Genomic DNA, 26,082 nt, shown 5'->3' on the forward strand with positions numbered 1-26,082 from the left:
GCATATCCTGATCCCCAGTGGCCGTCGGCTGACGAAGGGGTCCGAGGTGCCGTCGATGCTCGATGCCGTCGTAGTGGGTGCGGGGCCGAACGGACTGACCGCGGCCGTGGAGCTGGCCCGCCGCGGCTTCTCCGTCGCCGTCTTCGAAGCCCGTAGCACCGTGGGCGGCGGAGCCCGCACCGAGGAGCTCACCCTTCCCGGCTTCCGGCACGACCCGTGCTCCGCGGCCCACCCGCTCGCCATCAACTCCCCGGCGTTCCGCGCCCTGCCGCTGGAGCGGTACGGCCTGGAGTGGCTGCACGCCGAGCTGCCCATGGCGCACCCCTTCCCGGACGGCACGGCGGCCGTCCTGGCCCGCACGGTCGGCGAGACGGCCGCCTCCTTCGGCCCGCGCGACGCCGGCGCGTACCGCAGGCTCGTCGAGCCCTTCCTGCCCAAGTGGGACACCCTCGCCCGGGACTTCATGTCGCTGCCGCTGACCGCCCTGCCCCGCGACCCGGTGACCCTGGCCCGCTTCGGCCTGGCCGGACTGCCCCCGTCGACGCTGCTGATGCGCCGCTTCCGCGACGAACCGGCCAAGGCCCTCTTCTCCGGGCTCGTCGCCCACGTCATGGCCCCGCTCGGCGGCTTCGCCACCGGCGCCATCGGCCTGGTCTTCGCCCTCGCGGCGCACGCCCGCGGCTGGCCCGTCGCCCGCGGCGGCTCCCAGTCCCTGTCCGACGCCCTCGCCGCCTACCTGCGGGACCTCGGCGGCAGCGTCCACACCGACTACGAGGTCAAGCGCCTCGACGACCTGCCGCCGGCCCGGGCGTACGTCTTCGACACCTCGCCCACCGCCCTGGCCCGCATCGCCGGCTTCGGCAACCACTACGGCGGCTACCGCTACGGACCGGGCGTCTTCAAGGTCGACTACGCGCTGGACGGCCCCGTGCCGTGGACCGCGAAGGAGGCCCGCGCCGCCGGCACGGTGCAGGTCGGCGCGAACAGGGCCGAGATCGGCGCGGCCCTGAACGCGGCCTCCCGGGAGGGCCGGGCCCCCGACAAGCCGTTCCTGATCACGGTCCAGCCGAGCGTCGTCGACCCCACCCGGGCCCCGGCGGGCAAGCACGTCTTCTGGGCCTACGGACACGTCCCGCACGGCTGGACCGGCGACCTCACCGACACCATCGAGCGCCAACTGGAGCGCTTCGCCCCGGGGTTCCGCGACCGCGTCCTGGCCCGCGCCACGGCCGGCCCGCCCGAACTCGCCACCCGCAACGCCAACTACATCGGCGGGGACATCGCCTCCGGCGCCGTCTCCGGCCTTCAGCTCCTGCTGCGCCCCAGGCCCACCCTGTTCCCCTACAACACCCCGCATCCGGCCGTCTTCATCTGCTCGTCGGCGACCCCGCCGGGCCCCGGAGTGCACGGCATGTCGGGGCACAACGCGGCGAAGGCCGTCTGGAAGCGACTGAGGCAGATATGACGGCCATCGAACTGGTCCAGGGCGACATCACCCGCGAGAGCGTCGACGCGATCGTCAACGCGGCCAACTCCTCACTGCTGGGCGGGGGAGGGGTCGACGGCGCGATCCACCGCCGCGGCGGCCCCGCCATCCTGGAGGACTGCCGCAGGCTCCGCGCGGCGCACCTCGGCAAGGGCCTGCCCACCGGCCGGGCGGTCGCCACCACCGCGGGCGACCTGGACGCCCGCTGGGTCGTCCACACGGTCGGCCCGGTGTTCAGCGCGACCGAGGACCGCTCCGCCCTCCTCGCCTCCTGCTACGGCGAGTCGCTCCGTGTCGCCGGTGAACTCGGTGCCCGCAGCGTCGCGTTCCCCGCCATCTCCACCGGCGTCTACGGCTGGCCGATGGACGACGGCGCGCGCATCGCGATCGAGACCGTACAGGCGGCCGACACCACGGTCGAGCAGGTCAGGTTCGTCCTCTTCGACCGGCCCGCGTATGAGGCGTTCGCCGCGCACCTCCGCTGAGCCGCGGGGCGGCGTCTCTCAGACGGGTTCGGGCTCGAAGTGCCGCAGCAGGTCGCGGCCGGGCTGGACGACGCCGTAGCTGTTCTCCGGAACGGTGTTCCACACCCCGGGAAGATCGCCCAGCGGTTCCGACACCACCAGCCGGGTCTCGTCCGAGATGTGATTCAGGAAGGCGAGATCGGGGTGCAGGGCACGCACGTCCTCCACCCGGCTGCTGTAGTACAGCGAGCGCGAGGCTCCGCCGCTGGAGTACCGGAAGAACCACACCCGCTCGCCGTCGGTCACCGCGATCGTCATCTGGAGCGGCTCCGGCACCCCGTGCTCGTGCCCGAGCCGCTCGACGAGCCCCGCCATCCGGGCCACCGCGCCCGGCGGGTCGCCGTCGAGACCGAGCGTGAGGGCCACGTGGAACATCACCTCGGAGTCCGTCGTGCCCTCCAGCGAAGGGAACAGCTCCGGCGCTATGGACATCATGAGATCCCGGCGCAGCGCTGAGAACCCGGTGATCGCCCCGTTGTGCATCCACATCCATCGTCCGTGCCGGAAGGGGTGGCAGTTGGTCTGCTGCACGGCGGTGCCGGTGGAGGCCCGCACATGGGCGAAGAACAGCGACGAGCGGACGTGGTCGGCGATCTCCCGCAGATTGCGGTTGCTCCAGGCCGGACCCGTGTCGCGAATGACAGCGGGGGTGCGCAGGTGCCACGCGTACCAGCCGACGCCGAAGCCGTCGCCGTTGGTGGTCTCGACCCCCATCCGCGCGTGCAGGCTCTGGTCGATCAGCGAGTGCTCGGGGCGGTACAGGACGTCGTCGAGCAGCACGGGGGTGCCCGAGTAGGCGAGCCAGCGGCACATGATCGGTCCTCCCGTTCCGAGCGGTGCCCCCAGGAGACTCCGGCCACGGCGGTGGCCGCATCGCCCGCCACGGGTGGTTGACGGGGACGGCTGGGCCCGGGTGTGCGCGGCGGAGCGAACACTGAGATGCTGAGCGGGACGATCGCCAGTTCAGGACCGACTGACGGACGGCAGGCAGGGGTGAGCCCCATGGCCGCGACCGATGAGATGCCGGAGGCGGGGTTCGCCGACCCCACCGGTGACCCGCTGCTGCGCACCCGGTTCGCCCTGCCGGCCAGACCCGCGACCTTCGTGCGCCGGCCGCGCCTGACCGGGCACCTCGACCAGGCCCTGGCCACGCCCTTGACGATGGTCAACGGCTCGGCCGGTGCGGGCAAGACGCTCCTGGTCGCCGACTGGGCCTCCAGCCTGAGCCGCCCGGTCGCATGGCTCACCGCCGAGAGCACCGACCAGGCCCCCGGCGTGTTCTGGGCGCACGTGCTTCAGGCTCTGCGTGCGGCCGGCGTGCCGGTGGCGAGCGAGGTCGGCAGCCCCGCGGAGGCCGGTCGCGTGGACCAGCGGACGCTCACCCGCCTCGCCGCCGATCTCGAGGGCAGGGACCCTCCCACGCTCGTCGTCCTCGACGAGTTCGACCGCGTGGTCTCCCGGGAGATCGCCGAACAACTGGAGTTCGTCCTGCACCACGCCGGTCGGGGCCTGCGTCTGATCCTGGTCACCCGCACCGAACCCCTGCTGCCGCTGCACCGCTACCGGGCCTCGGGCGAGATGACGGAGATCCGGGACGCCGAGCTGGCCTTCACCCCCGACGAGGCCCATGAGCTCCTGACACGGCACGGCCTGGACCTGCCCGCGAGCGCCGTGCTGGCCCTGGTGGAACGGACCCGGGGCTGGGCCGCGGGTCTCCGGCTCTCTGCGCTCGCCGCCCGCCAGGGGACGGACCCGCACGCCTACCTGAAGCAGTTCGAGGCGGACCACAGCGCGGTGGCCGACTTCCTGCTCGCCGAGGTGCTCGACCGGCAGCCACCCGGCACCCAGGATCTGCTGCTGCGCATCAGCGTTCTGGAGCGCTGCTGCCCCGACCTGGTCAACGTGCTGACGCAGCGCACGGACGCGGAGCCCATCCTGGCCGCCTTGCAACGCGAGAACGCCTTCGTCCACTACCTCGGCCACTCCTGGTACAGCCTGCATCCCCTCTTCGCCGAGATCCTCCGAGCCCACCTGCGCGAGCGTTTCCCCGGCCTGGAGCCGGAACTGCGCAGCCGGGCGGCCCAGTGGCTGCGCAGTTCCGGAGCCCTGCCCGAAGCGCTCGCCCAGGGTGCGGCGGCGGACGACTGGGAGTTCACCGCACGGGCCGTGGTCGACGACCTCGCCCTCGGGCAGCTCTTCACCGGTCTGCGCTCAGACGACCTGTCCGCGCTGTTCGAGCGGATGGGCCCCGATGTCAGGGGCCCGGCACCGGACCTCGTCCGCGCGGCCCGCGAGCTGGCCGGCCGTGATGTCGAACACGGCCTGGCGCACCTGCACCGGGCCGAGGAGGAACTGGCCCGGGACGGCGCGACGGACCCCGCGGCGGCCGGGCTCACCTGCGCCCTGCTGGAAGCCCTGGCGGCGCGCCTGACCGGAACGCCGGGCAGGGCCGAGCGCGCCGCGGAGCAGGCGCTGGCCCTCCGGCCGGAGGTTCCCGGGCACCTGCTCGACGAGCACCCGGAGCTGAACGCCCTGCTGCTCACCCACCTGGGTTCCGCCCGGCTGTGGGCCGGGCGCTTCGAGGACGCACGGACCGTCCTGTCGGCGGTGGCCGGACGACCCGGCGGCGCGGCCATGGCGCTGCCCCGGTGGGAGGCTCTGGGGCACCTGGCTCTGATCGACTACCTGAACGGCTGGCTCGGCCGGGCGGAGCACAAGGCCCTGGCGGCGGCCGGCCAGGCACAGCGCTACAGCCTGCCCCAGCGGTCCGGGGCCGGCCTCGGCGCTCTGGTCCGGGCCGCCGTCCTCATCGACCGTGACGAACTCGACGAGGCGCAGGCGCTCCTCGACGAGGCCGCCGCCTCCCACCTGCTGGGAGAGGATCCCGTCGAGGAAGCGGGCCGGGTGCTCACCCGGGGCCGGCTGCTGCTCGCCAGGGGAGACACCCGGGCCGCACTGGCGGCGGCGGACGCGATCGTCCCGGCCGTGGTGGGCTCACCCTGGGCCGAGGACCACGCCGCCGCCCTCGCCTGCGCCGCCTACCTGGCCCAGGGGCAGCCCGAGTCGGCCCGCAAGGCCGTCGAGCGGGTGGCCGACCGCCGAGCCGCCTGCACCGTGCAAGCCGCCCGGGCCCGGCTCGCCGCGGGCCACCCCGAGCAAGCGCTGGAGATGCTCCGCAGCCTGCCGGACACCGACCGGCCCGGGCCGGCGGTGACCGTCCGGGCCACGCTTGCTCGCGCCCAGGCCGCCCACGAGCTCGGCGACCACGCCGCCGCCCACCGCCTGCTCGGCCGGGCCCTCCTGGACGGCCGGCGCGAGCAGCTGCGCCTGCCGTTCCTGGAAGCCGGTCCCTGGATCCGCCCGCTGCTGAGCACCGGCCGTCTGCGGGAGCTGGCGGGCGGCTGGCTCGTCCCGGAGCCCGAGCACGCTCGCCCCGCTCCCGCGGCGCAGCCGCCGCCACCGGCCCTCGTCGTCGAGGAACTGAGCGCGCGCGAGCGGGACGTGCTGCGCAGGCTGGCCGAGATGAGGTCGACGGAGGAGATCGCGACCGACCTCCACGTCTCGGTGAACACCGTGAAGACCCACCTCAAGAGCATCTACCGCAAGCTCGCGGTGAGCCGGCGCGGCGACGCGGTGCGCCGCGCCCGCGACGCGCGGATCCTCTGACCGCGCGGGTCCCATCCGGCCCCCTCGCCCGGGGCGGGTGAGGCGCGACGACGGCTCTGCGGCTGCGATGGACGGGTGAGAAGCTGGCGTCCCCTGTTCGTCCTCGGCACCGCACAGTTCCTGATGGTGCTGGACACCTCCGTCATGAACGTGTCCATCAGCCGGCTGGTCGAGGACTTCGACACCGAGGTCACCGCCATCCAGGCGGTCATCACCCTGTACGCCCTGGTCATGGCGGCGTTCATGATGGTCGGCGGACGGCTCGGGGACGTCCTGGGCCGCCGGCGCATGTTCCTCCTGGGGCTCGCGGTCTACGGCACCGGCTCGGCCCTCACCGCCGTGGCGCCCAGTCTGTGGGTCCTCGCCCTGGGCTGGTCGGTCATCGAGGGGCTCGGGGCCGCCATGGTCCTGCCGTCCATGGCGGCCCTCGTCGCCGAGTCCTACGCCGGACGGGACCGGGCCGTCGCCTACGGCGTGATAGGCGGTCTCGCCGGCGCCGGCATCGCGGTGGGGCCGCTGCTGGGCGGCTGGATGACGACGTACCTCACCTGGCGTCTGGTCTTCGCCGGCGAGGTCGTGGTCGTCCTGGTGGTGCTGCTCTGCCACCGGGTGATCCCCCGGACGGCCCCGAGGGAACCCCGGCCCCGGCTCGACGGCGTCGGTGCGGTGCTCTCCGCCGCCGGCCTCGGACTGGGCGTGCTCGGAGTGCTCCAGAGCACCACCTGGGGCTGGGTGCAGCCGCGCAACCCGCCCTTCACCGTCCTGGGCTTCGCCCCCACCCTGTTCGTCGTCGGCGCCGGAGCGGTGGTCCTGTCCGCCTTCGTGCACTGGGAGCGACGGCGGGACGCCCGGGGGGCCGACGCCCTGGTCCACCTGTCACTGCTGGGCAGACCGGTCCTGCGGTCCGGGCTGCTGATGCTCCTGAGCCAGAACCTCATCCTGCTGGGGCTGTTCTTCGCGATCCCGCTGTACTTGCAGGTGGTGCAGGGCTTCGACGCCTTCGAGACCGGCCTGCGGCTGCTCCCGGTGTCCCTCACCATGCTCGCGGCCTCCCTGTTCGCCTCACGGTTGGGCCGGCTCGCGGGTCCGCGCCGGGTGGTGCGGCTGGCTCTGCTGACCCTCGCGGGAGCGATCGTGTGGCTGCTGGCGACCATCGACCCCGCCATCGACGACGCCCAGTTCGCCGGGGCCATGGCCCTGCTGGGCGTGGGCATGGGTCTGCTCGCCTCGCAGCTGGGCAACGTCGTCCAGTCGGGCGTCGGCGAGGAGGAGCGCAGCGAGGCGGGAGGGCTCCAGTTCACGGCCCAGAACCTGGGCTCCGCCCTGGGCACCGCGCTCATCGGCTCGCTGCTCATCGGAGCCCTGGTGCACGCCTTCAGCACCCAGGTCGAGGCCGACCCCAGGCTGTCGGAGGAGGCCCGCAAGCAGACCGGCGTAGCCCTGGAGGCCGGGGTCAGCTTCGTCTCCACGGGCCAGGTCCGCTCGGCGGCGGAAGAGGCCGGCCTGCCGCCCGCGGAGGTCGAGGCGGTCACGGATTCCTACGCGTCGGCCCAGCTCGACGGGCTGAAGGCGGCCGTCCTCGCCACCGGTGGGATCACTCTCGCCAGTTTCCTGGTCACCTCGCATCTGCCGACCGCGGGGCAGCGCTCCGTGCGGCGGCCCGCCGGCGAAGGAGAGGCCTGATGTCCACGGACCGCGGTGCCGCACGCAGGGCACGGAGCGCGGAGCGCCGGGCCCACGCCGACTACACCGGCGGCGTCTACGGGGCCATGCTCGCCGCCTCCGTGGTGATCGGGGCCGGAACCCTGGGGGCGCTGCCCCGGCTGGAACTGGTGTTGCTGCTCGTGCTGACGGGCGGGGTGTTCTGGCTGGCGCACGTGCACGCGCAGCTGTTCGGGGCGCGGCTGGCGCAGCGGACCGTCGACCGTGCGACCGTGCTGCACGTGTGCCGCGAGGAGTGGCCGATCGTGCAGGCCGCGGTCCCGCCCGCCGTCGCCGTCGCGGTCAGCCCCCTGCTGGGCCTGGACGTGCAGGGCGCCGTGTGGCTGGCGCTCGCGGTGGCGGTGGCGGAGCAGGTCGGCTGGTCGGTGGCCGCGGCGGTCCGGGCCGGTGCCTCCCGGGGGCAGCTGGCCGCCTCGGCGGCGGTGAACCTGCTGCTCGGTCTGCTGATCATCGCCTTCAAGTTCGTCGTCAAGCACTGACGTGCCCCTCGCGGGCCGGGCGGAGGTTCACCTGCGCCGGGTGAGGGCGCACGGCCCGCCGAGGCGGACCATCGCTAGGGAAGGGCGCGCCTCACCCTCTCGGGCCGCCCGCGGGAGAGCAGCTCATGCGCTATGAGATCCGCATCGCCGGACAGATGTCGGAGACATTGGCCAAAGTCTTCCCGGAACTGGACCACGTGGTGGTGTCCGGGCAGACGCTGCTGTACGGCCCGGTCGTGGACGACGCCCACCTGTACGGCCTGCTGACCCGTTTCCAGTCGCTGGGGCTCAGGGTCGTGGAGCTGCGCCAGTTGCCGGAGTGACCAGCTCACAGGAGGGACGGCTCACGAGGCCGCCGTCCGGATCCTGCCGGACCGGGCGGCGGCGCCGAGCGCGGCGAAGTCCCGCTCGTTCCGGTCGGCGTAGGACTGCGCGAACGCGGTGAGGGCACGCTCGAAGCCGTTGCCGCCGCCGAGGTACGCCCCGATGGCGATGGGGTCGCCCGAGCGGGCATGGGCCCTCGCCAGACTGGCCCCGCACAGCCCGGCGAACAGCCGCAGCAGGCCCGGGTCCATCGTGTCCGGACGGGCGATGCCCTTCCAGTCGCGCAGCTGGCGTACGTAGAAGTCCCGCTCGTGCCCGTCGAGGCCCACGGCGTGTGTCCAGCCCAGGAGGATGTCGCTGGTCGTCTGGATCAGCCGCTGGCCCGCCACCACGCGGCGGCCCTCGTTGTCGTAGCGGATGCCGTCGGTGTGGTCGGCGAGTACCGACGCCTGCGCCTCCTTGGCCTGGAGCAGCAGCGGATCGTCGTCGTCCCGGCCGAGCAGGAGCACGATCCAGCAGCGGGTGCCGACGCTGCCGACGCCCACCACCTTGCGGGCGATGTCGACCAGCCGGTAGCGGCGCAGCAGGTGCCGGCGCTCGGACGACAGGGTCCGCACGTACCCCTCCAGGACGGCACGCAGCTCCTTCTCCTGCCCGCGCGGCGCGGAGTCGTCCACCAGGTCGCGCAGCGGCGTGATCAGGGGCGGGTCGGGGGCGATCCGCCGGCCCTCGTCGGTGACCCGGGTGAGCTTCTCGAAGGCCTGGAGGTGGGTGCGGGTCCTGGCCTTCGCCGTGGCCTCGGCGGTGCGGCGCCTCGCCTCCTTGGTCATCGACGCGGCCATCAGTTCCCGCAGCCGGTCGGCGTCGTCCTGCGCGTACCAGATGTCCAGGGTGCGCATGCCCGCGAACTCCCGCATCCGCTGCCGGTAGGCCCGTACGCCCGCCTCCACCACCCGGTTCTGCTCCTCGGCCTCGAAGCCGTTGGCCCGGCCCGCGATGGCGAGACTGGCCGCCAGCCGCTTGACGTCCCACTCGAAGGGCCCGGCCAGCGTCTCGTCGAAGTCGTTGATGTCGAACACCAGATGGCGTTCCGGCGAGGCCAGCAGCCGGAAGTTCAGCAGATGGGCGTCGCCGCAGAGCTGCACCCGCAGACCGGTGTCCGCGACGGCCCCGAGGTCCGCCGCCATCACGGCCGCCGCGCCCCGGTAGAAGCGGAACGGGGACTCCAGCATGCGGGCGTAGCGGATCGGCACCAACTCCGGTACGCGGGTGGCCGACTGACGTTCCAGCACCTCGACCGGGTCGAAGCGCTGCGGACCCGCGTCGAAGAAGCCGTGGGAGGAGCGGGGGACGTGCCGTCGCACGTTCCGCCCCTCGGCCGCCCGCTCGGCCGGCGACAGGTAGGTCGTCAGGGGACCCGGTACGGTCATGGCTCAGTCCTCCGGCCGCGAGGTGAAGTCGTCCGAGGGCTCCCGTCCCCGACGGCGCAGCCCCGCCTGCACGGCACCGGCGAGGATCCGTGCGGCGACGCCCACCAGCAGCAGTCCGCCCGCCATCTGAATCATCGTCAGTACGCGTCCGGTCTGGGACCGGGCGGCGACGTCCCCGTACCCGACCGTGGTGAACGTGGTGAGCGTGAAGTACAGGGAGTCCGTCTTGGTCAGCGGTTCGCTGAAGGAACCCGGGGTGGAGTGTTCCAGCAGGTAGTAGGTGCCGGCGAAGAGCAGCAGGAAGAGGACCAGGGTGGCGGCCAGGGCCTCGACGGCCTTCAGCCTCGGATAGGGCGAATGCGCGATGGCGCGCACCTCCCACGCGAAGACCATGACGACCAGCAGAAGGCCGCAGGCGAGCAGCACCGAGGTGCCGGTCGTGCTCCGCCCGTCCAGGGGCAGCACGTAGTAGACGGTGACGAGACCGGTCGCGATGAGCGCCGCACGCACGAGGACGGCGGCCCGTGCGCGGCGCCGCGGACCGTGTGGCCGCCGACGCCGCTCCTGCTCCTCGTCCTGCTCCTGGTCCTGCTCCTGCCGGAGCTGGGCGGACGTGGTCCGGGCCACCGCTGGATCGTTCATCTCGTGTCTCGTGCTCCTTGCCGGCAGACGGGGTCGTCACCACCTCATCGCGGCGGGGCGGGAGAGGGATCACCCGCCGGGGGTGATCCCGGGGCCGGCGGGGCGCGCGACGCTGCACGGCAAGGGCGTTCCCGCAGACCGGCGGATCGCCGGTGAGGAGGAGCCATGACCACGTCACCGGGGCAGGGGCCGCGTGCGGGTGCCGAGTACGGGCCCACGGGGCCGGCGTACAGCACCGCGGGTGACCCCGCGCAGCTGCTGGCGGCCCTCGGACGTTCCTGGACGTGGATCCTCGCCTCGGCGGTGGCGACCCTCGTGCCGGGCATCCTGCTCCTGGTCTGGCCCGAGGCCACCCTGCACGTCGTGGCGGTGCTGATCGGCCTGTACCTGCTGGCGGCCGGAGCGTTCCGCTTCGTCGCGACCTTCGCCCGGCAGGAACAGGGCCACCGCCTGCCCAGCCTGCTCCTGGCCGTGCTGTACGTGCTGGCAGGAGTGCTGTGCCTGAGGAACCCGTTGCAGACCATCACGGCGCTGTCGCTGATCGTCGGCCTCGTCTGGCTGGTGTCCGGCATCCTCACGCTCTACACCGCCCTCGCCGCCCGTGACCTGCCGCATCGCGGCTTCGTCCTGGGCATGGCGGTGCTGGGCATCGTCGCGGGCGTCGTGGTGCTGGCCCTGCCCGCGGAGTCGGCGCGCGCGCTGACCCGGCTGCTCGGCCTGTGGCTCGTCCTGCTCGGACTGGCCGAGGCGGGGCTCGCGTTCGCCTGGCGGGCCGCGCTGCGCGGGTCGTCCACCGCCGTTCCGCACGGCCCCGACGGGAACGCCTGAGCCAGGCGGGACACCTGACGGCGACCGGCCGTCACCGCATGCGAGGAGCAGCCATGGCCCCCACCGACGGTCCCGTCCCGTCACCCTCCGACGAGGGCCGTGAGGCATCGGGACGCTTCCTGAGCCCGGAAGAGCACGCCGAGTACGAGCGGCTGCGCCGGCACGCCGGCGTACGGCACCGCCGGCTGCGCTACTCCGGCGCCGGCGTGCTGCTCGTCCTGGCCCTGCTGCTCGCGCCGCTGTCGGTCGTCGCCGCCTGGGTGGACGACCAGGTCTCCGACACCGGCCGGTACGTGCAGACCGTGGCACCGCTCGCCTCGGACCCGGCGGTCCAGGACGTGGTGACCGACCGGCTGACCGACCGTGTGGTGGCCCAGGTGGATGTCGAGGCGGTGACCGAGGCGCTCACGCGGACGCTGGCGGACGCCGGGGCACCGCCGCGCGTGGTCGAGGCGTCCGAGTCCCTCGCCGGGCCCCTGCGCTCCGCCGTCCGCGACGTCGTGGACGGGACCGTCAGCCGCGTCGTGACCAGCGATGTCTTCGCACAGGCATGGGAGGGCGCCAACACGCGGGCGCACGCCGCCGTGGTGAGCATGCTCACCGGAGAGCGCGAGGGCGCGCTCCGCGCCGAGGGCGACACCGTGCAGCTCGACCTCGGGCAAGTGGTCGACGAGGTGCGGCAGCGTCTCGTCGACGCGGGCTTCGAGAAGGCCGCGGCCATCCCGGACACCGACCGGACCATCACACTGTTCCAGGCCGAGGAACTGGGCAAGGCGAAGGACGCCATGCGGCTGCTGGACACCATGGGCACCTGGCTGCCCGTGCTGACCGTCGTCCTGGCCGCCCTCGCCGTGTGGACCGCGCCCCGGCACCGGCGGATGCTGCTGGTCACGGCTGTCGGTGTGGGCGTGATGATGGTCCTGCTCCTGGTGGCGCTCGCCCTCATGCGGCGGGTCTACCTGGACGCCGTGCCGAGCGCGACGCTGCCGCCCGACGCCGCCGCGGCGATCTACGACACCTTCGTCCGCTTCCTGAGCGACAGCACCCGCACCCTCCTCGTGGTAGCGGTGATCATCGCGCTGGCCGCCTACCTCTACGGCCCCGGGCGCGGGGCCCGGGCCGTCCGGAACCTCGCCCGCCGGGGCACCTCGGCCGCCGGCCTGGGCCTCTCCCGCGCCGGCCTGCGCACCGGATCGGCCGGCCTCGCCCTCGCGGAGCACCGCGCGTGGACCTCCGGCATCGTCATCGGCGCGGGCGTCCTGGCCCTCGTCCTGTGGAACCACCCCACGGCCGGCGTGGTCGCGCTCGTGGCAGGCCTGGTCGTCGTCGTGCTGATCGTCCTGGAGACGCTCGCCGCTGCCGCACGAGGCCCGGACACGACGCGAACGGGCCCGGCCCCGGCTCCCTGAGCCATGGCCGGCACCTCCGCCCCGGATCCGCCGTCCCGCAGGTCGCGGGCCGAGCGGATCTCGGCGCACCTGAGGTCCGGCCCCGCGGCCCGGCTGCTGCCCCGGCTGGTCGCGCTCAACATCGTGGAAGGGGCGGTCCGGCTGGCCGCCCAGGCCTTCCTCGCCGCGCTGCCCCTGCTGATGACGGTGGCGGCGTTCGCACCCGATGGCGTACAGGACCTGCTCGCCGACGCGCTCCAGGAGCTTCTCGGGGTCCGGGGCGACACGCTGGAGGAGGTGCGGCGCTCCTTCGAGGCGACCGGACCCACCGCGAACACGGTCGGGGCCGTGGGTGTGCTCGTCACGCTCGCCTCGGCGACCGCCTTCAGCCGGGCGCTCCAGGCGGTGTGCCAACGGTGCTGGAACCTGCCCCGGGCGCCGCTGCGGGAGGCGGCCTGGCGCTGGCCGCTGTGGCTGCTGGTCTGGCTCGTCTACCTGCTCCTCCAGGCACCACTGCGCGGCGGTTTCGGCGCCGGGCCGGTGGTCGGAGCGGTGCTGTCCGTGCTCTGGGCGACGCTGCTGTGGTGGTGGTCGCAGCACCTGCTGCTGGGTGCCAGGATCGGCTGGAGCGATCTGCTCCCGGGAGCGGTCCTGGCGGGGACGGGGACGGTCGTGCTCAGCTGGGCGGCCCGCCTGCTGATGCCCACGGCCATGGACCGCAGCCTGGCGGAGTTCGGTCTGCTGGGGCCGGTCTTCACCTTCCTGTCGTGGCTGATCGCGGTGTTCCTGGTGGCCGTCTCGGGGCTGGCACTCGGGGAGGCGGTGGCCACGTCCGCCTGGTACCGCAGGGCGCTCGGCGCCCGTCACCGGCCGCGGGGCGGCCGCACGATCACCCGCTCCGGGTGAGGCGGCCCGGTCCGCGCCGCGAGCACGCTGACAACGGCACACAACGGCTGCCGGGCGTGTGCCCGGAACGGAGGAGTGACATGAGTGCGCAGACCTACCTGGCGTACGACTTTCCGCTGCTGAGCGCCTTCTGGGCGATGCTGTGGTTCTTCCTGTGGATCATGTGGTTCGTGCTGCTCTTCCGGATCGTCTTCGACATCTTCCGCGACGACTCCCTGAGCGGCTGGGCCAAGACGGGCTGGCTGGCGTTCTGCGTCGTCCTGCCCTTCCTCGGGGTGTTCGTCTACGTCATCGCCCGCGGCAAGAACATGGGACGCCGGGAAATCGCACACGCCCGCGAGCAGCAGGAGGCCATGGACAGCTACATACGGCAGACCGCCAGGGGCGGCGAACCGACGAGCAGCGTCGACGAACTCACCAGGCTGTCCGAGATCCGAGCCCGCGGTGACATCACGGACGAGGAGTTCCGCAAGGCCAAGGACCTGGTCCTGAGCGGATCCGGCGCGTCGGCGCCCCCGCCGCACGCCACTTCCACCTCCGGTCGCTGACGGCGCCGGACGCAACAGAAGCGAGGCAGCAGATGACCGCCACACACCCTACGCACGGGCACAGGACGGCGAAGCAGGGCCTGGCCACCGGCATGATGGTCTTCGCGGCCGTCATGCTCATGATCGCCGGGATCCTCGCTGTGATGCGCGGCATCGCGGCGATCGCCGAGGACGAGGTCTTCGTCTCGACACCCAATTACGTCTTCGCCTTCGACCTCACCGGCTGGGGCTGGATCCACCTCGCCCTGGGCGTGGTCGCCGTGCTCGTCAGCATGGGTCTGTTCCAGGGGTCGGGCTGGGCGCGCGTCACCGGCGTGGGCATCGCCTCACTCGTCATCATCGCCAACTTCCTCTCCCTGCCGGCCTACCCGGTCTGGTCCGTGGTCATGATCGCGATGTCCGCGTTCATCATCTGGGCCCTGTGCACCCCACGCAGGGGTGACGCCTGAGCCGTCCCGCTCAGGTCCGCGTGCGGACCAGCAGCAGGGCCACGTCGTCGTCCGGTTCGGGACTCAGCGCGCTGAGCAGACTGTCGCTCGCGCGCTGAAGGCTGGGCCCCGCGTTCCGGAGCAGGCGGGTCAGCGTGTCGAGGCCGGTGTCGATCGACTCGGCGCGGTTCTCGACCAGCCCGTCCGTGTAGAGGGCGAGCAGGGAGCCCGGGGCGAGTTCCACCTCCACCGTGCCGAACTCCACGCCGCCGACCCCGAGCGGCACACCGCCCGGCACGTCGAGGAGCTTCGCGCTGCCGTCCGTCCCGGCCAGCACCGGTGGCAGATGCCCGGCGCTGGACAGCTCGCACGTGCCGCGCTCCAGGTCGCACACCGCGTACACACACGTGGCGATCGCGTCACCGAGCGAGCCGGCGATGTCGTCGAGGTGGCGCAGCAGCTCGGCCGGCGGCAGGTCCAGCCGGGCCAGCGCCCGGGTCGCGGTGCTGAGCTGCCCCATGATCGCCGCGGCCTGGACGCCCTTGCCCATGACGTCCCCGACGATCAGCCCGGTGCGCCCCGGGCCCAGCGGCAGGACGTCGTACCAGTCGCCGCCGACCTCGCTGAGGGCCGGGCGGTAGCGGGCGGCGATGTCCAGCCCCTCCCGCTCGGCGGGGGTGCTCGGCAGCAGGCTGCGCTGGAGGGTCAGGGCGGTGCCGCGCTCGCGGCCGTACAGGCGGGCGTTGTCTATGCAGATCGCGGCCCGCGCGGCCAGTTCGGAGGCCAGCACGCGGTCCCGGTCGTCGAAGGAGCGCTCGTTGACCGTGCGGTACAGCGAGAGCGTGCCGAGTACCTTGCCCCGGGCCACCAGCGGCAGTGCCAGGTAGGAGTGGGCGCCGGCCTCGTGCAGGGCCTGGGCGGCCCGTGCGTCCCGGGCCAGACGCCGCAGCATCTTGCCGTCCACGCGCTCGACCAGGACCGGGCGGGCGCTGCGCACGACCTGCGTGATGATGCGCGACGAGCCGTACGTGGCCAGCTCGCCCACCGGGTCGGCGGCGTGGATGGCGTCGGTCGGGTAGCCGGCCGCGACGGCCAGCGCCCGGAACTCGGCCGGGGCGCCGCCCGAGACGGGCGTGATGGTGCCGCCGGCCACCACCGACTCCAGGACGTCCACGGCCGCCAGGTCCGCCAGATGCGGCACGACCACGCCGGCCAGCTCCCGGGCGGTCTGATGGAGGTCCAGCGTGGTGCCGATCTTCATGCCCGCGTCGGCGATCACCGACAGGTGCTGGCGGGCCTGCGCGACCTCCGCGGCGGCCTGCTGGCGCTCGGTCACGTCCAGCACGGCCATCGCCAGCCCGAGCACCCGGCCGTCGGTGTCCTCGATGCGGTGGTACGACTCCGAGTAGGCGCGCTCCTGGAGGTCCCCCGCCGTACGCCCGACGGTCTGCTGGTCGAGCAGGGGTCTGCCGGTCTCCAGCACGTGCCGCATCCGGGCCTCGATGGCCGCCACGTCCAGATCCGGCAGCACCTCACCCACCCGGCGCCCCAGCACGGCCTCCTCGGGTACGCCGTTGATCCGCTCCAGCGCGGGATTGACCCCGACCCAGCGCAGGTCGTTGTCGAAGACGGCGATGCCGAGCGGGGTCTGGTTGACGAGGCTGTGGGAGAGGGCGAGGTCGCGCTCCACCTGCCGTACCGTCGTCGCGTCCGTGGCGAGTCCCAGCAGGTGGGGCTGCCCGTCGGGGTCGAGGAGGCGCATCGTGCGGAACTCCACGGCGCGTTCCGTGCCGTCGCGGTGCCGCAGGGGGAAGACACCGGCCCACCGGGCACCCGTACTGACCTGGGCGAAGAGCTCCCTGCCGCGGGGCCGGTTCTCGGGGGAGACGAGGAGGGTGTCGGCGCGCTGCCGCAGGGCCTCCGCGGCGGTCCAGCCGAGCAGGTGCTCGATCTCGGGGCTCCACAGCGCGATGTGCCCGCCCGCGTCCAGAACCACGGCCGCGACCTTCAGCAGATCCAGCAGCCCGCCGGGCGCGGCCGTGACGGCGTCGCTGTCCGAGGTCGCATACCCGTTCATGCGAGCCGCTCCTTCCGGCGCGGCAAAGGTACCGCCATGATCTGTCGCTCTGGCTGTCCGATGAGGTCACATTACGGTCGGAGGAGCGGCACTGTCGCGCCGAAATGACAAAAAACCGCGGGTGGTCGCCCGCGACGGGAGGGAGTGGCTTCGTGGAGGACTGGACGCTGCGGGAGAGCCTGGTCACCGGGTCGGGAACCGTGCGCTGGGACCGGCTCGGCGACCCCGGCGGAGAGCCGGTGGTGCTGCTGCACGGGACGCCCTTCTCCTCGTACGTGTGGCACGAGATCGCGCCCGCCCTCGCCGCCGCCGGGTACCTCGTGCACGTGTGGGACATGGCGGGCTACGGCTCCTCCGGCATGCACGCCGGCCAGGACGTCTCACTGGACGCCCAGGGCCGGATCTTCGCCGAGCTGCTCGCGCACTGGGGACTGCGGGAGCCTGCGGTCGTCGCGCACGACTTCGGGGGGTGTGTGGCCCTGCGCGCCCATCTGCTGCACGGGGCGCGCTACCGGCGGCTCGCGCTGGTCGACCCGGTGGCGCTGAAGCCCTGGGGCTCCCCCTTCTTCCGGCTGGTCGGGGAGCACAGCCGGGTCTTCGAGCAGCTCCCGGCGGCCCTGCACGAGGCCCTGGTGCGTGAGTACGTCTCCTCCGCGAGCCACCTCGGGCTGCGTCCCGCCACCCTCGACGCCCTGGTCGGGCCCTGGACGGGGGAGGAGGGCCAGGCGGCCTTCTACCGGCAGATCGCGCAGGCCGACCAGCGCTACACCGACGAGATCCAGCCGCTCTACCCGACGATCGACCTGCCCGTCACGGTGTGCTGGGGCACCGAGGACACCTGGATCCCGTTCGCCCGGGGGCAGGAACTCGCCGCCCTGGTCCCGGGAGCCCGGCTGGTGGCCGTCCCGGAGGCCGGTCATCTCGTCCCCCTGGACGCGCCCGCCCGGCTGACGGGCGAGTTGCTCACCTTCCTCATGGCCTGAACGATCAGGAACGCACAAAGTCCGACGAGGTCATTGCTTCGATTGTGTGCGGGTCCTAGGGTGTGCCTGCTCAGCAGTTGCTCCCTCACCGTCAGTTGCCACGCGACTCAACAGAAACACCCATCACCGATGGGCCGTTGAGGCCCGCATCTGACGCGCCCTCAGTCCGTGCAGCACCGCACCTGTCGAACCGAGGAAGGCCACGCTCATGCCGCACCCCCCGCACCCGTCCCCCGCCGACCGGCCGGTCGTCAGCCGCCGCCGACTGCTGGAGTCAGGAGCCGCCGTGCTCGGCGCGCTCGCCCTGTCCGCGTCGCCGGCCGCGGCACACGCGGCCGGCCGGCGCCCGGCGGCGGACGGCCCTCCCGAGTGGAACGACGGTCTGAGCGTGTACCGGGTGGGCACCGAGCCGCCGCACACCACCCTCATGCCCTACGCGGACCTCGGACAGGCCCTGAAGGGCGACCGCGAGCGCTCGCCGTACCGGCTGAGCCTCGACGGCACCTGGAAGTTCGCCTATGCGGACCGCCCCGACGACCGGGACAAGGACTTCTACGGCACCGACGTCGACGACTCCGGCTGGGACACCATCCCGGTTCCGTCGGCCTGGCAGCTGCACGGCTACGACTTCCCGATCTACGTCAACATCACCTACCCCTGGTGGGGTCCCAACGGCCGCGGCGAGGAGGCCCAGCCGCCGGCCGCACCGACCCGCTACAACCCCGTCGGTCAGTACCGCCGCACCTTCACCGTGCCCCGCGACTGGCGGGGCCGACGCACCTTCCTGCACTTCGAGGGCGTCAAGTCCGCCCACTACGTGTGGATCAACGGCGAGCTGGTGGGCTACCACGAGGACTCCTACACCTCCGCCGAGTACGACATCACCCCCCACCTGAAGCCGGGCACCAACCAGATCGCCGTCGAGGTCTACCGCTACTCCGACGCGGAGTGGCTGGAGGACCAGGACATGATCCGGCTGAGCGGCATCTTCCGCTCGGTCCACCTGTACTCCACGCCCGGCGTGCACCTGCGCGACTTCAAGCTGGACACCCCGCTCGGCGACGACTACACCTCCGCCGAGCTCAAGGTCACCGCGCACGTACGCGACTACGGCGGCGAGGGCGGGGGCCGCCACACCGTCGAGACCCAGCTCTACGACGCCCGCGGCCACGCCGTCTGGTCCCGGCCGCTGAACCAGCCCGTCGACGTCCCGGACGGCGACGAGGCGACGGCCGAGGCGTCCAGAGCCGTTTCCGCGCCGAAGCTGTGGTCGGCCGAGCACCCGAACCTCTACACCGCCGTGCTCCGCCTGCGCGACCCCGCCGGCAAGGTGGTGGAGACCCTCTCGCACCGGGTCGGCTTCCGCGAGTTCGCGCTGAAGGACGGCCTGATGCGCATCAACGGCAAGCCGGTCTCCTTCCGCGGCACCAACCGCCACGAGATGCACCCCGTCACCAGCTCGGCCCTCACCCGCGCGCAGATGGTCGAGGACATCGAGATCATCAAGCGCCTCAACATCAACAGCGTCCGCACCTCGCACTACCCCAACAGCCCGCTGTGGCTCGAACTCGCCGACGAGTACGGCCTGTACCTCGTCGACGAGACCAACCTGGAGACCCACGGCATCCGCGACGAGTTCCCGGGCAGCGGCCACCCCGAGTGGACCGAGGCCTGCGTGGTCCGCGCCCAGAACATGGTCCACCGCGACAAGAACCACGCCAGCGTGGTCATCTGGTCCCTCGGGAACGAGGCGGGCGGCGGCACCACCTTCAACGCCATGCACGACTGGATCCGCTCCTACGATCCCACCCGTGTCATCCAGTACGAGGGCGACGACCGCCCGGGCATCAGCGACATCCGCTCCGAGATGTACGACAGCCCGCAGCGGGTCGAGCAGCGCGCCAAGGACACGAGCGACACCCGGCCGTACGTGATGATCGAGTACTCCCACGGCATGGGCAACTCCAACGGCAACTTCAAGAAGTACTGGGACATCGTCCGCCGCTACGACGTCCTCCAGGGCGGCTGGATCTGGGACTTCGTCGACCAGGCACTGAGCTGGCCCACTCCCACGCGCAAGCTGCTGACCGAGTCCGGCCCCGGCGCGCTGCGCGGCGAGGTCATGGCACCCGCGGGCACCTTCGACCGCGCCAAGGGCGTCTCGGGCGGCACCGTCTTCCCCCGCGATCCCGGGCTCGACCTCACCGGCTCCCTCACCCTGGAGGCCTGGGTCACCCCGGACGTGCCCTACGGCCACCAGCCCATCATCGCCAAGGGCGACACCCAGTACGCCCTCAAGCAGACCGACAAGAACCTGGAGTTCTTCATCCACGGCGGAGGCCAGTGGGTCACCGCGAGCTGGTCCCTGCCCGAGGGCTGGACCGGCAAGGAGCACCACATCGCCGGCGTCTTCGACGCGGACGCGGGCACGCTCACCCTGTACGTCGACGGTCAGGTACGCGGCACCCGGACCACCACCCGCCGCCCCGGCGTCAACACCGCGTCCCTGTCGCTCGCCACCGACGTCGACAACCCGACCCGGGAGTTCAGCGGCACCATCCGCCGCGCCCGCGTGTACGCCCGCGCCCTGAGCGCCGCCGAACTGGCCTCGGACACCCGCAAGCCCGGCGACGAGGGCGTGCGCTTCTGGTTCGACGCGGCCACCGTCGGCCTCACCGAGAAGCGCCCGCGCGACAAGACGTTCTACGCGTACGGCGGCGACTGGGGCGACAACCCCAACGACGGTGCCTTCGCCGGCGACGGCATCGTCCTGCCCGACCGCACGCTCACCGGCAAGTCCGCCGAGGTCAAGCAGATCTACCAGGCCGTCGACGCCACCCCGGCCGCGGGCGGCCCCGGCGCCGTCAGGCTCACCAACGAGTACCTGTTCACCAACCTCCGCGAGTTCGACGGCCGTTGGTCCCTCGTCGCCGACGGCAAGGTCGTCCAGCGCGGCCGGCTGACCCGCGACCAGCTGAACGTCGCCCCGCTCAGCAGCAAGGACATCAAGGTCCCGGTCCGGCTCCCGGCGAAGCCCGGACCCGGCACGGAGTACTTCCTCCAGCTCTCCTTCACCACCAGGGAAGCCACCCGGTGGGCCAAGGCCGGCTTCGAGGTGGCCAAGCGGCAGCTCCGACTCGACGCGGGCGGCCCGGCCGTGCGGCCCGCGCCGCTGCGCACCGTCCCCGCCCTCACCCACACCGACGGGGAAGGGGCCGTCACCGTGCAGGGCAAGGGCTTCGCCGTCACCGTCGACAAGAGCACCGGAACCATCACCTCCTACGAAGCGGGCGGCACCCGGCTCATCACCTCGGGGCCCGTCCCGAACTTCTGGCGGGCGCCCACCGACAACGACCGCGGCAACGGCCAGCACACCCGCAACCAGATCTGGCGCGACGCCGGAGCGCAGCGGAAGGTGGCCGACGTACGGGTCCGGCCCCTGGACGACCGGGCCGTGGAGGTCACCGTCACCGGCACGCTGCCGACCGGTACGGAGTCCACGTACAGCACGACGTACACGGTCTTCGGCAACGGCGAGATCAAGGTCGACAACACCCTGCACCCGGGGGCGGCGCACCTGCCGTACATCCCGGAGGTCGGCACCCTGCTGTTCCTGCCGCGGAGCCTGGACCGGCTGCACTACTACGGCCGGGGCCCCGAGGAGAACATGTGGGACCGCAACAACGCCACCGACGTGGGCCTGTACTCCGGCACCGTCTCCGGACAGTGGACCCCGTACCTGCGCCCCCAGGAGAACGGCAACAAGACCGACGTCCGCTGGGCGGCGCTGACCGACGGCAGGGGGCGCGGACTGCTCGTGTCCGGTGAGCCGCTGCTGGAGGTCAACGCCTCGCACTTCACCCCCGAGGACCTGTCGGTCGGCGCCCGGCACGACTACCAGCTCACCCCCCGGGACGCGGTGGTCCTGCGGCTCAACCACCGCCAGATGGGCGTGGGCGGCGACAACAGCTGGGGCGCGCACACCCACGACGAGTTCAAGCTCCTCGCGGGCCGCGACTACGCGTACACCTACCGGCTGCGTCCGCTCGCGCGCGTGAGCGAGGCGATGGAGGCCTCGCGACGGCCGACCGCCACCGCGTGACCCGGGTCAGCGGCGCCGCCTCACTCGGCGGCGTCGCTGAGGCCCAGCCGCAGGTGCTCCACGTGGTACACGGCCTGGTCGAGCAGCTCGGCGACATGGTGGTCGTGCAGCGCGTAGACCACCGAACGGCCCCGCCGCTCGCCCACGACCAGGCCCAGATTGCGCAACAGCCGCAGCTGGTGCGAGCAGGCCGACTGCTCCATGCCCACCTCCGCGGCCAACTCCGTGGCCGGCAGCGGGCCTTCGCGCAGCCGCGCCAGGATCAGCAGCCGGGAGGGCGTGGACAGGGCCTGGAGCGTGGTGGCGACCTTCGCGACGTTGTCCGCGTCCAGGCGCACGCGCTCGCCGGCGTCCTGCACGGGGGTGACGGCTCCATGACCCATGACGTCATCCTAGCGGCCCTACGCGAACACATGAATGAATCTTCAACTGTGCCCGTGCGGCCGTTGAGCCGGCACGTCCATGTCGGATTCTCGCCAGCCCCGCGCCGCCCGGTGCCGGATGCTGGACTCATGCAGATGGGGATGCACACCGACACCGAGCGCTGCGTGCGCGCCGTCCGGTCGAAGGACGCACGCTTCGACGGCTGGTTCTTCACGGCCGTTCTGACCACCGGCGTCTACTGCCGTCCCAGCTGCCCGGTGGTGCCGCCCAAGCCGGAGAACATGGTCTTCCACCCGAGCGCGGCGGCCTGCCAGCAGGCCGGGTTCCGGGCCTGCAAGCGCTGCCGGCCCGATACCAGCCCCGGCTCCCCGGAGTGGAACCAGCGCGCCGACCTGGTGGCCCGCGCCATGCGGCTGATCGCCGACGGGGTCGTGGACCGCGAGGGCGTGCCCGGCCTCGCCGGCCGGCTCGGCTACAGCACCCGGCAGGTCGAGCGGCAACTCCTCGCGGAGCTGGGTGCGGGGCCGCTCGCCCTCGCCCGAGCGCAGCGGTCCCGGACGGCCCGGCTGCTCATCGAGACGACGGACCTGCCCATGGCGCAGATCGCCTTCGCCGCGGGCTTCTCCTCGATCCGGACCTTCAACGACACGGTCCGCGAGGTCTTCGCCCTGGCCCCGAGCGAGCTGCGCGCCGCCCGCGCCCCGAAACGGCAGGGCACGAGCACACCCGGGGCGCTCTCCCTGCGGCTGCCGTTCCGCGCCCCGCTCAACCCCGACAACCTCTTCGGCCACCTCGCCGCGACGGCCGTACCCGGGGTGGAGGAGTGGCGCGACGGCTCCTACCGCCGCACGCTGCGCCTCCCGTACGGCCACGGCATCGTGGCCCTCACCCCCGAGCCGGACCACATCGCCTGCCGCCTCACCCTCAGCGACCTGCGCGATCTGACCGTAGCCATCAGCCGCTGCCGCCGCCTGCTCGACCTGGACGCCGACCCCGTCGCCATCGACGACCAGCTCCGCACGGACCCGGTCCTCGCGCCACTGGTCGACAAGGCACCCGGCCGGCGCGTGCCGCGCACGGTCGACGAGGCCGAGTTCGCCGTCCGGGCCGTGCTCGGGCAGCAGGTCTCCACCGCCGCCGCCCGCACCCACGCGGCCCGTCTGGTCACCGCGTACGGCGAACCGGTCGAGGACCCCGAGGGCGGCCTCACCCACCTCTTCCCGGCCCCCGAGGCCCTCGCGGCGCTCGACCCCGAGACGCTGGCGATGCCGCGCACCCGCCGCACCACCTTCACCACCCTGGTCCGGGCCCTCGCCGACGGCGACCTCCACCTCGGCGTGGAGAGCGACTGGCCCCGCACCCGCGACCGGCTCCTCGCCCTGCCCGGCTTCGGCCCCTGGACGGTGGACGTCATCGCCATGCGCGCGCTCGGCGACCCCGACGCCTTCCTCCCCACCGACCTCGGCATCCGCCGCGCGGCCCGGGAACTGGGCCTGCCGTCCACTCCCGCCGCCCTCACCGCACGCGCCGGGGCCTGGCGCCCCTGGCGGGCCTACGCGGTCCAGTACCTCTGGGCGACCGACAGCCACCCGATCAACTTCCTTCCGGTATAGGGACGTCCGATGAAGCAGCACACCGTGACCGACAGCCCGTACGGCCCCCTGACCCTCGTCGCCGACGACGGTGTCCTGTGCGGCCTGTACATGACCGAACAGCGCCACCGCCCGCCCGAGGAGACCTTCGGCGTCCGCGACGACACCCTCTTCGCCGAGGCGCAGCAGCAGCTGAAGGCCTACTTCGCGGGCGACCTGGAGGAGTTCACGGTCGAACTCCGCCTGAACGGCACCCCCTTCCAGCGCACGGTCTGGGACGCGCTGCGCCGCATCCCGTACGGCGAGACCCGTACCTACGGCGAGCTGGCCGGCATCCTCGGTGCCCCCACCGCCTCCCGCGCGGTCGGCCTCGCCAACGGCCGCAATCCCATCGGCATCATCGTGCCGTGCCACCGGGTGATCGGGGCGAACGGGAACCTGACGGGGTACGGCGGCGGCCTGGAGCGCAAGCAGCGGCTGCTGGACTTCGAACGCGGTGCCTCACTCTTCTGACTCCGCGCCTCGTCAAATTTGACTAGAGTGGGGTCATGCCGGAGAAGACGATCCCGATCCTGCCCTGCCGGACCCTCCAGCCCGTCCTCGACTTCTACACCGCCCTCGGATTCGAGGTGACCTACCAGCAGCGCAGCCCCAACCCGTACGGGGTCGTGCAACGCGGCGGCATCGAGCTCCAGTTCTTCGCGATGAAGCAGTACGAGCCGGCCACGTCGTTCAGCACCTGCTACCTCCTGACCGACGACGTCGACGGCCTCTACCGGGCGTTCCGCGCCGGGCTCAAGAAGACGTACGGCAGGATCCCGACCCGGGGGCTGCCGCGGGTCGGGCCGCTCAAGGACATGTCGTACGGCGTGCGGCAGTTCCTCGTGACCGACCCCGGGGGCAACTGCGTCCGCGTCGGGCAGTGCACCGGCGGGGAGCGGCACCACGGGCCCGCCCCCGAGGAGACGTTCGCGCGGGCCCTGCACTTCGCGTCCCTCCTGGCGGACTCCAAGGGGGACCCGGAGGGCGCCGCCAAGGTCGTCGACCGCGTGCTCGGTCTGACGGACGAGACGCCGACCCGCGTCCAACTGCTTCAGCTCCTCGTCCTGCGCGCGGACGTCGCGGCACGGCTCGACGACGAGGAGGCGACCACCGCCGCCCTCGCCCGGGCCGCCGCGCTCGACCTCACCGCGGCCGAGCGCGACCGGGGCCGCGACGCACTCACGCGCCTGGCGGACCTGCGGGGCTCGCTTCGGCCGTGAGGCCACGCAGCAGCTCGGGCAGCGCCGTGCCGATGGGATCGCGGACGATCTCGTCGGCCCGGTCGTCGTACGGCGTCGGCTCGGCGTTGACGATGATCAGACGGGCGCCGTGGTCGGCGGCGACACCGGCCAGGCCGGCCGCAGGATGCACCTGGAGGCTCGTGCCTACGGCGACGAAGATCTGGCAGCCCTTGCTGACGGCGGCCGCCCGGCCGAGGACCACGGGGTCGAGCCGCTCGCCGAACATCACCGTCGCCGGCTTCAGGATCCCGCCGCACTCCAGGCACGGCGGGTCCTCCTCACCGGCCTCCACCCGGGCCAGCGCGTCCGTCATCGGGCCGCGGGCGTGGCAGCCGGTGCAGACGAAACTCCGCGCCGTGCCGTGCAGTTCGAGCACCTTGCGGGCCGGCATCCCGGCGAGCTGGTGCAGCCCGTCCACGTTCTGCGTGATCACCCGCACCGGCACCCCGGACCGCTCCAGCTCCGCCACCGCCCGGTGCGCGGCGTTGGGCTCGGCCCGAAGCGCCCCCGTCTCGCGCCGCATCCGCCAGGAGCGGCGGCGGATCTCCGGGTCGCCCATGTAGTACTCGTACGTGACGAGCTTCTCGGCGTCGGGATCCCGCCGCCACAGCCCGTTCGGCCCGCGGTAGTCCGGGATCCCGGAGTCCGTGCTGATGCCGGCACCGGTGAGCAGGGCGACGAGGGGCTTGGCCATGCCACCGAGGGTAGGCGGGGGTGCGGGACGGCGGCGAGCGGATATCCGGCGGGACACCGAGGGATGATCGCGGGACGTGGCCGGTCAGAACACCCGCCGGCCGTTCTCCAGTTCCGCCGTGCCCGAGCCGTCCGCCAGGACGTCGAGGGCGGCCAGGACCCGGCCGCTGTGAACGCCCGACAGGTACTCGGTCAGTTCCTCGCGCGCCACCAGGCGCCAGGACAGCAGCTCCTCCTCCTGGAGGCGGATCGCCTTGATCTCGTCCTCGCTCAGCACACCGCCGTCGTACAGGTACGCCACCACCGGCGGACGGCCCGCACCCTGTACCCAGTCCACCGTGAGCAGCCGGCCGGGATCACGGTCGAGACCGATCTCCTCGGCCGTCTCGCGCCGCGCACCCTGCCGAGGCGTCTCGCCGCCGTCGGACTCGACGGTCCCGCCGGGCAGCGTCCAGCCCTCCCGGTAGCCGGGCTCGACGAGCAGCACCCGGCCCTCGCCGTCCCGGAACAGCACGGCGGCACCGGCCAGGACACGGGGGAGGGAGGCGATGTAGGCGGCGTAGTCAGGAGAGGAGGTCATCGGAGCAGGGTAGCCGT

General features: G+C 72.9%; 23 protein-coding genes. 16 read left to right on the forward strand and 7 right to left on the reverse strand.

The window, feature by feature from the left end; genetic code table 11:
* Nucleotides 1-55: 55 nt before the first annotated feature.
* Together AB0E85_RS02415 and AB0E85_RS02420 are read left to right on the forward strand one after the other, a co-directional pair.
* Nucleotides 56-1,465, forward strand: coding sequence for an NAD(P)/FAD-dependent oxidoreductase (locus AB0E85_RS02415; protein WP_361921612.1), 1,410 nt, complete (start codon nt 56-58; stop codon nt 1,463-1,465).
* Nucleotides 1,462-1,971 (forward strand): O-acetyl-ADP-ribose deacetylase, encoded by a 510-nt coding sequence (locus AB0E85_RS02420; RefSeq protein WP_361921614.1) that lies wholly within the window; start codon nt 1,462-1,464, stop codon nt 1,969-1,971. Before AB0E85_RS02415 ends, AB0E85_RS02420 begins: the two co-directional genes overlap by 4 nt.
* Nucleotides 1,972-1,989: 18 nt before the next feature.
* Here the strand turns inward: AB0E85_RS02420 and AB0E85_RS02425 are convergent, their stop codons facing one another.
* Nucleotides 1,990-2,823, reverse strand: a complete 834-nt coding sequence (locus AB0E85_RS02425) for a class II glutamine amidotransferase (protein ID WP_361921616.1) — start codon at nt 2,821-2,823, stop codon at nt 1,990-1,992.
* 189 nt (nt 2,824-3,012) lie between these two features.
* Between AB0E85_RS02425 and AB0E85_RS02430 the strand changes: the two genes are divergently transcribed.
* The 4 genes from AB0E85_RS02430 to AB0E85_RS02445 all read left to right on the forward strand — a co-directional run bounded on the left by AB0E85_RS02430 (nt 3,013) and on the right by AB0E85_RS02445 (nt 8,200).
* Complete coding sequence (locus AB0E85_RS02430) at nt 3,013-5,676, forward strand: LuxR C-terminal-related transcriptional regulator (protein ID WP_361921618.1); 2,664 nt, start codon at nt 3,013-3,015, stop codon at nt 5,674-5,676.
* A 75-nt stretch (nt 5,677-5,751) separates the two neighbouring features.
* Nucleotides 5,752-7,359 carry an MFS transporter gene (locus AB0E85_RS02435; RefSeq protein WP_361921620.1) on the forward strand — a complete coding sequence of 536 codons (1,608 nt, stop codon included), beginning with the start codon at nt 5,752-5,754 and terminating at the stop codon, nt 7,357-7,359.
* A complete protein-coding gene (locus AB0E85_RS02440; protein ID WP_361921622.1) occupies nt 7,359-7,877 on the forward strand; it encodes a hypothetical protein in 519 nt (172 codons plus the stop codon). Before AB0E85_RS02435 ends, AB0E85_RS02440 begins: the two co-directional genes overlap by 1 nt.
* Before the next feature lie 125 nt (nt 7,878-8,002).
* Nucleotides 8,003-8,200 carry a hypothetical protein gene (locus tag AB0E85_RS02445; RefSeq protein ID WP_361921624.1) on the forward strand — a complete coding sequence of 66 codons (198 nt, stop codon included), beginning with the start codon at nt 8,003-8,005 and terminating at the stop codon, nt 8,198-8,200.
* A 21-nt stretch (nt 8,201-8,221) separates the two neighbouring features.
* Here the strand turns inward: AB0E85_RS02445 and AB0E85_RS02450 are convergent, their stop codons facing one another.
* Entirely contained in the window at nt 8,222-9,631 is a 1,410-nt protein-coding gene (locus AB0E85_RS02450; protein ID WP_361921626.1) for a DUF2252 domain-containing protein, read from the reverse strand.
* A gap of 3 nt (nt 9,632-9,634) precedes the next feature.
* The gene (locus tag AB0E85_RS02455) at nt 9,635-10,273 is read right to left on the reverse strand and encodes a potassium channel family protein (protein WP_361921628.1); all 639 of its coding nucleotides are present in this window, start codon (nt 10,271-10,273) and stop codon (nt 9,635-9,637) included.
* Between the two features lie 165 nt (nt 10,274-10,438).
* Between AB0E85_RS02455 and AB0E85_RS02460 the strand changes: the two genes are divergently transcribed.
* The 5 genes from AB0E85_RS02460 (at nt 10,439) to AB0E85_RS02480 (ending at nt 14,392) form a co-directional block, all read left to right on the forward strand.
* Nucleotides 10,439-11,101: an HdeD family acid-resistance protein gene (locus AB0E85_RS02460; protein WP_361921630.1), complete on the forward strand. Its 663-nt coding sequence runs from the start codon at nt 10,439-10,441 to the stop codon at nt 11,099-11,101.
* 53 nt (nt 11,102-11,154) lie between these two features.
* Nucleotides 11,155-12,510 carry a hypothetical protein gene (locus AB0E85_RS02465; protein WP_361921632.1) on the forward strand — a complete coding sequence of 452 codons (1,356 nt, stop codon included), beginning with the start codon at nt 11,155-11,157 and terminating at the stop codon, nt 12,508-12,510.
* Nucleotides 12,511-12,513: 3 nt separating this feature from the next.
* Nucleotides 12,514-13,395, forward strand: a complete 882-nt coding sequence (locus AB0E85_RS02470) for a ribonuclease BN (protein WP_361921634.1) — start codon at nt 12,514-12,516, stop codon at nt 13,393-13,395.
* A gap of 80 nt (nt 13,396-13,475) precedes the next feature.
* Nucleotides 13,476-13,943, forward strand: coding sequence for an SHOCT domain-containing protein (locus tag AB0E85_RS02475; RefSeq protein WP_361921635.1), 468 nt, complete (start codon nt 13,476-13,478; stop codon nt 13,941-13,943).
* A gap of 32 nt (nt 13,944-13,975) precedes the next feature.
* A complete protein-coding gene (locus tag AB0E85_RS02480; protein WP_361921637.1) occupies nt 13,976-14,392 on the forward strand; it encodes a hypothetical protein in 417 nt (138 codons plus the stop codon).
* 10 nt (nt 14,393-14,402) lie between these two features.
* Here AB0E85_RS02480 and AB0E85_RS02485 read toward each other — a convergent pair whose 3' ends face one another.
* On the reverse strand, nt 14,403-16,448 hold the full coding sequence (locus tag AB0E85_RS02485) for a SpoIIE family protein phosphatase (protein WP_361921639.1): 2,046 nt from the start codon (nt 16,446-16,448) through the stop codon (nt 14,403-14,405).
* Nucleotides 16,449-16,600: 152 nt separating this feature from the next.
* Between AB0E85_RS02485 and AB0E85_RS02490 the strand changes: the two genes are divergently transcribed.
* Both AB0E85_RS02490 and AB0E85_RS02495 read left to right on the forward strand, forming a co-directional pair.
* On the forward strand, nt 16,601-17,431 hold the full coding sequence (locus tag AB0E85_RS02490) for an alpha/beta hydrolase (protein WP_361921641.1): 831 nt from the start codon (nt 16,601-16,603) through the stop codon (nt 17,429-17,431).
* A gap of 208 nt (nt 17,432-17,639) precedes the next feature.
* Nucleotides 17,640-21,533: a glycoside hydrolase family 2 TIM barrel-domain containing protein gene (locus AB0E85_RS02495; protein WP_361921643.1), complete on the forward strand. Its 3,894-nt coding sequence runs from the start codon at nt 17,640-17,642 to the stop codon at nt 21,531-21,533.
* 20 nt (nt 21,534-21,553) lie between these two features.
* Here AB0E85_RS02495 and AB0E85_RS02500 read toward each other — a convergent pair whose 3' ends face one another.
* Entirely contained in the window at nt 21,554-21,916 is a 363-nt protein-coding gene (locus tag AB0E85_RS02500; protein ID WP_361921645.1) for a metalloregulator ArsR/SmtB family transcription factor, read from the reverse strand.
* Nucleotides 21,917-22,057: 141 nt separating this feature from the next.
* Between AB0E85_RS02500 and AB0E85_RS02505 the strand changes: the two genes are divergently transcribed.
* Genes AB0E85_RS02505 through AB0E85_RS02515 form a run of 3 tightly spaced genes read left to right on the forward strand, consistent with a single transcriptional unit; the run spans nt 22,058 to nt 24,771 of the window.
* A complete protein-coding gene (locus AB0E85_RS02505; RefSeq protein ID WP_361921933.1) occupies nt 22,058-23,530 on the forward strand; it encodes an AlkA N-terminal domain-containing protein in 1,473 nt (490 codons plus the stop codon).
* Between the two features lie 9 nt (nt 23,531-23,539).
* Nucleotides 23,540-24,022, forward strand: coding sequence for a methylated-DNA--[protein]-cysteine S-methyltransferase (locus AB0E85_RS02510; RefSeq protein ID WP_361921647.1), 483 nt, complete (start codon nt 23,540-23,542; stop codon nt 24,020-24,022).
* A gap of 35 nt (nt 24,023-24,057) precedes the next feature.
* A complete protein-coding gene (locus AB0E85_RS02515; RefSeq protein WP_361921649.1) occupies nt 24,058-24,771 on the forward strand; it encodes a VOC family protein in 714 nt (237 codons plus the stop codon).
* On the opposite strand, the gene AB0E85_RS02520 is transcribed toward AB0E85_RS02515, so the two are convergent.
* Nucleotides 24,731-25,486: a Sir2 family NAD-dependent protein deacetylase gene (locus tag AB0E85_RS02520; protein WP_361921651.1), complete on the reverse strand. Its 756-nt coding sequence runs from the start codon at nt 25,484-25,486 to the stop codon at nt 24,731-24,733. The genes AB0E85_RS02515 and AB0E85_RS02520 overlap by 41 nt on opposite strands.
* 84 nt (nt 25,487-25,570) lie before the next feature.
* Complete coding sequence (locus tag AB0E85_RS02525) at nt 25,571-26,065, reverse strand: NUDIX hydrolase (RefSeq protein WP_361921653.1); 495 nt, start codon at nt 26,063-26,065, stop codon at nt 25,571-25,573.
* Nucleotides 26,066-26,082 lie beyond the last annotated feature (17 nt).

This window comes from Streptomyces sp. NPDC029044, from assembly GCF_040637495.1.
Taxonomy (GTDB): domain Bacteria; phylum Actinomycetota; class Actinomycetes; order Streptomycetales; family Streptomycetaceae; genus Streptomyces.

Bases quoted from the DNA above. Each gene is read 5' to 3' on its own strand.
- AB0E85_RS02415 (WP_361921612.1), top strand. From the start codon at position 56: ATGCTCGATGCCGTCGTAGTGGGTGCGGGGCCGAACGGACTGACCGCG.
- AB0E85_RS02420 (WP_361921614.1), top strand. From the start codon at position 1,462: ATGACGGCCATCGAACTGGTCCAGGGCGACATCACCCGCGAGAGCGTC.
- AB0E85_RS02425 (WP_361921616.1), bottom strand. From the start codon at position 2,823: ATGTGCCGCTGGCTCGCCTACTCGGGCACCCCCGTGCTGCTCGACGAC.
- AB0E85_RS02430 (WP_361921618.1), top strand. From the start codon at position 3,013: ATGGCCGCGACCGATGAGATGCCGGAGGCGGGGTTCGCCGACCCCACC.
- AB0E85_RS02440 (WP_361921622.1), top strand. From the start codon at position 7,359: ATGTCCACGGACCGCGGTGCCGCACGCAGGGCACGGAGCGCGGAGCGC.
- AB0E85_RS02445 (WP_361921624.1), top strand. From the start codon at position 8,003: ATGCGCTATGAGATCCGCATCGCCGGACAGATGTCGGAGACATTGGCC.
- AB0E85_RS02450 (WP_361921626.1), bottom strand. From the start codon at position 9,631: ATGACCGTACCGGGTCCCCTGACGACCTACCTGTCGCCGGCCGAGCGG.
- AB0E85_RS02455 (WP_361921628.1), bottom strand. From the start codon at position 10,273: ATGAACGATCCAGCGGTGGCCCGGACCACGTCCGCCCAGCTCCGGCAG.
- AB0E85_RS02460 (WP_361921630.1), top strand. From the start codon at position 10,439: ATGACCACGTCACCGGGGCAGGGGCCGCGTGCGGGTGCCGAGTACGGG.
- AB0E85_RS02465 (WP_361921632.1), top strand. From the start codon at position 11,155: ATGGCCCCCACCGACGGTCCCGTCCCGTCACCCTCCGACGAGGGCCGT.
- AB0E85_RS02470 (WP_361921634.1), top strand. From the start codon at position 12,514: ATGGCCGGCACCTCCGCCCCGGATCCGCCGTCCCGCAGGTCGCGGGCC.
- AB0E85_RS02475 (WP_361921635.1), top strand. From the start codon at position 13,476: ATGAGTGCGCAGACCTACCTGGCGTACGACTTTCCGCTGCTGAGCGCC.
- AB0E85_RS02480 (WP_361921637.1), top strand. From the start codon at position 13,976: ATGACCGCCACACACCCTACGCACGGGCACAGGACGGCGAAGCAGGGC.
- AB0E85_RS02485 (WP_361921639.1), bottom strand. From the start codon at position 16,448: ATGAACGGGTATGCGACCTCGGACAGCGACGCCGTCACGGCCGCGCCC.
- AB0E85_RS02495 (WP_361921643.1), top strand. From the start codon at position 17,640: ATGCCGCACCCCCCGCACCCGTCCCCCGCCGACCGGCCGGTCGTCAGC.
- AB0E85_RS02500 (WP_361921645.1), bottom strand. From the start codon at position 21,916: ATGGGTCATGGAGCCGTCACCCCCGTGCAGGACGCCGGCGAGCGCGTG.
- AB0E85_RS02505 (WP_361921933.1), top strand. From the start codon at position 22,058: ATGCACACCGACACCGAGCGCTGCGTGCGCGCCGTCCGGTCGAAGGAC.
- AB0E85_RS02510 (WP_361921647.1), top strand. From the start codon at position 23,540: ATGAAGCAGCACACCGTGACCGACAGCCCGTACGGCCCCCTGACCCTC.
- AB0E85_RS02515 (WP_361921649.1), top strand. From the start codon at position 24,058: ATGCCGGAGAAGACGATCCCGATCCTGCCCTGCCGGACCCTCCAGCCC.
- AB0E85_RS02520 (WP_361921651.1), bottom strand. From the start codon at position 25,486: ATGGCCAAGCCCCTCGTCGCCCTGCTCACCGGTGCCGGCATCAGCACG.
- AB0E85_RS02525 (WP_361921653.1), bottom strand. From the start codon at position 26,065: ATGACCTCCTCTCCTGACTACGCCGCCTACATCGCCTCCCTCCCCCGT.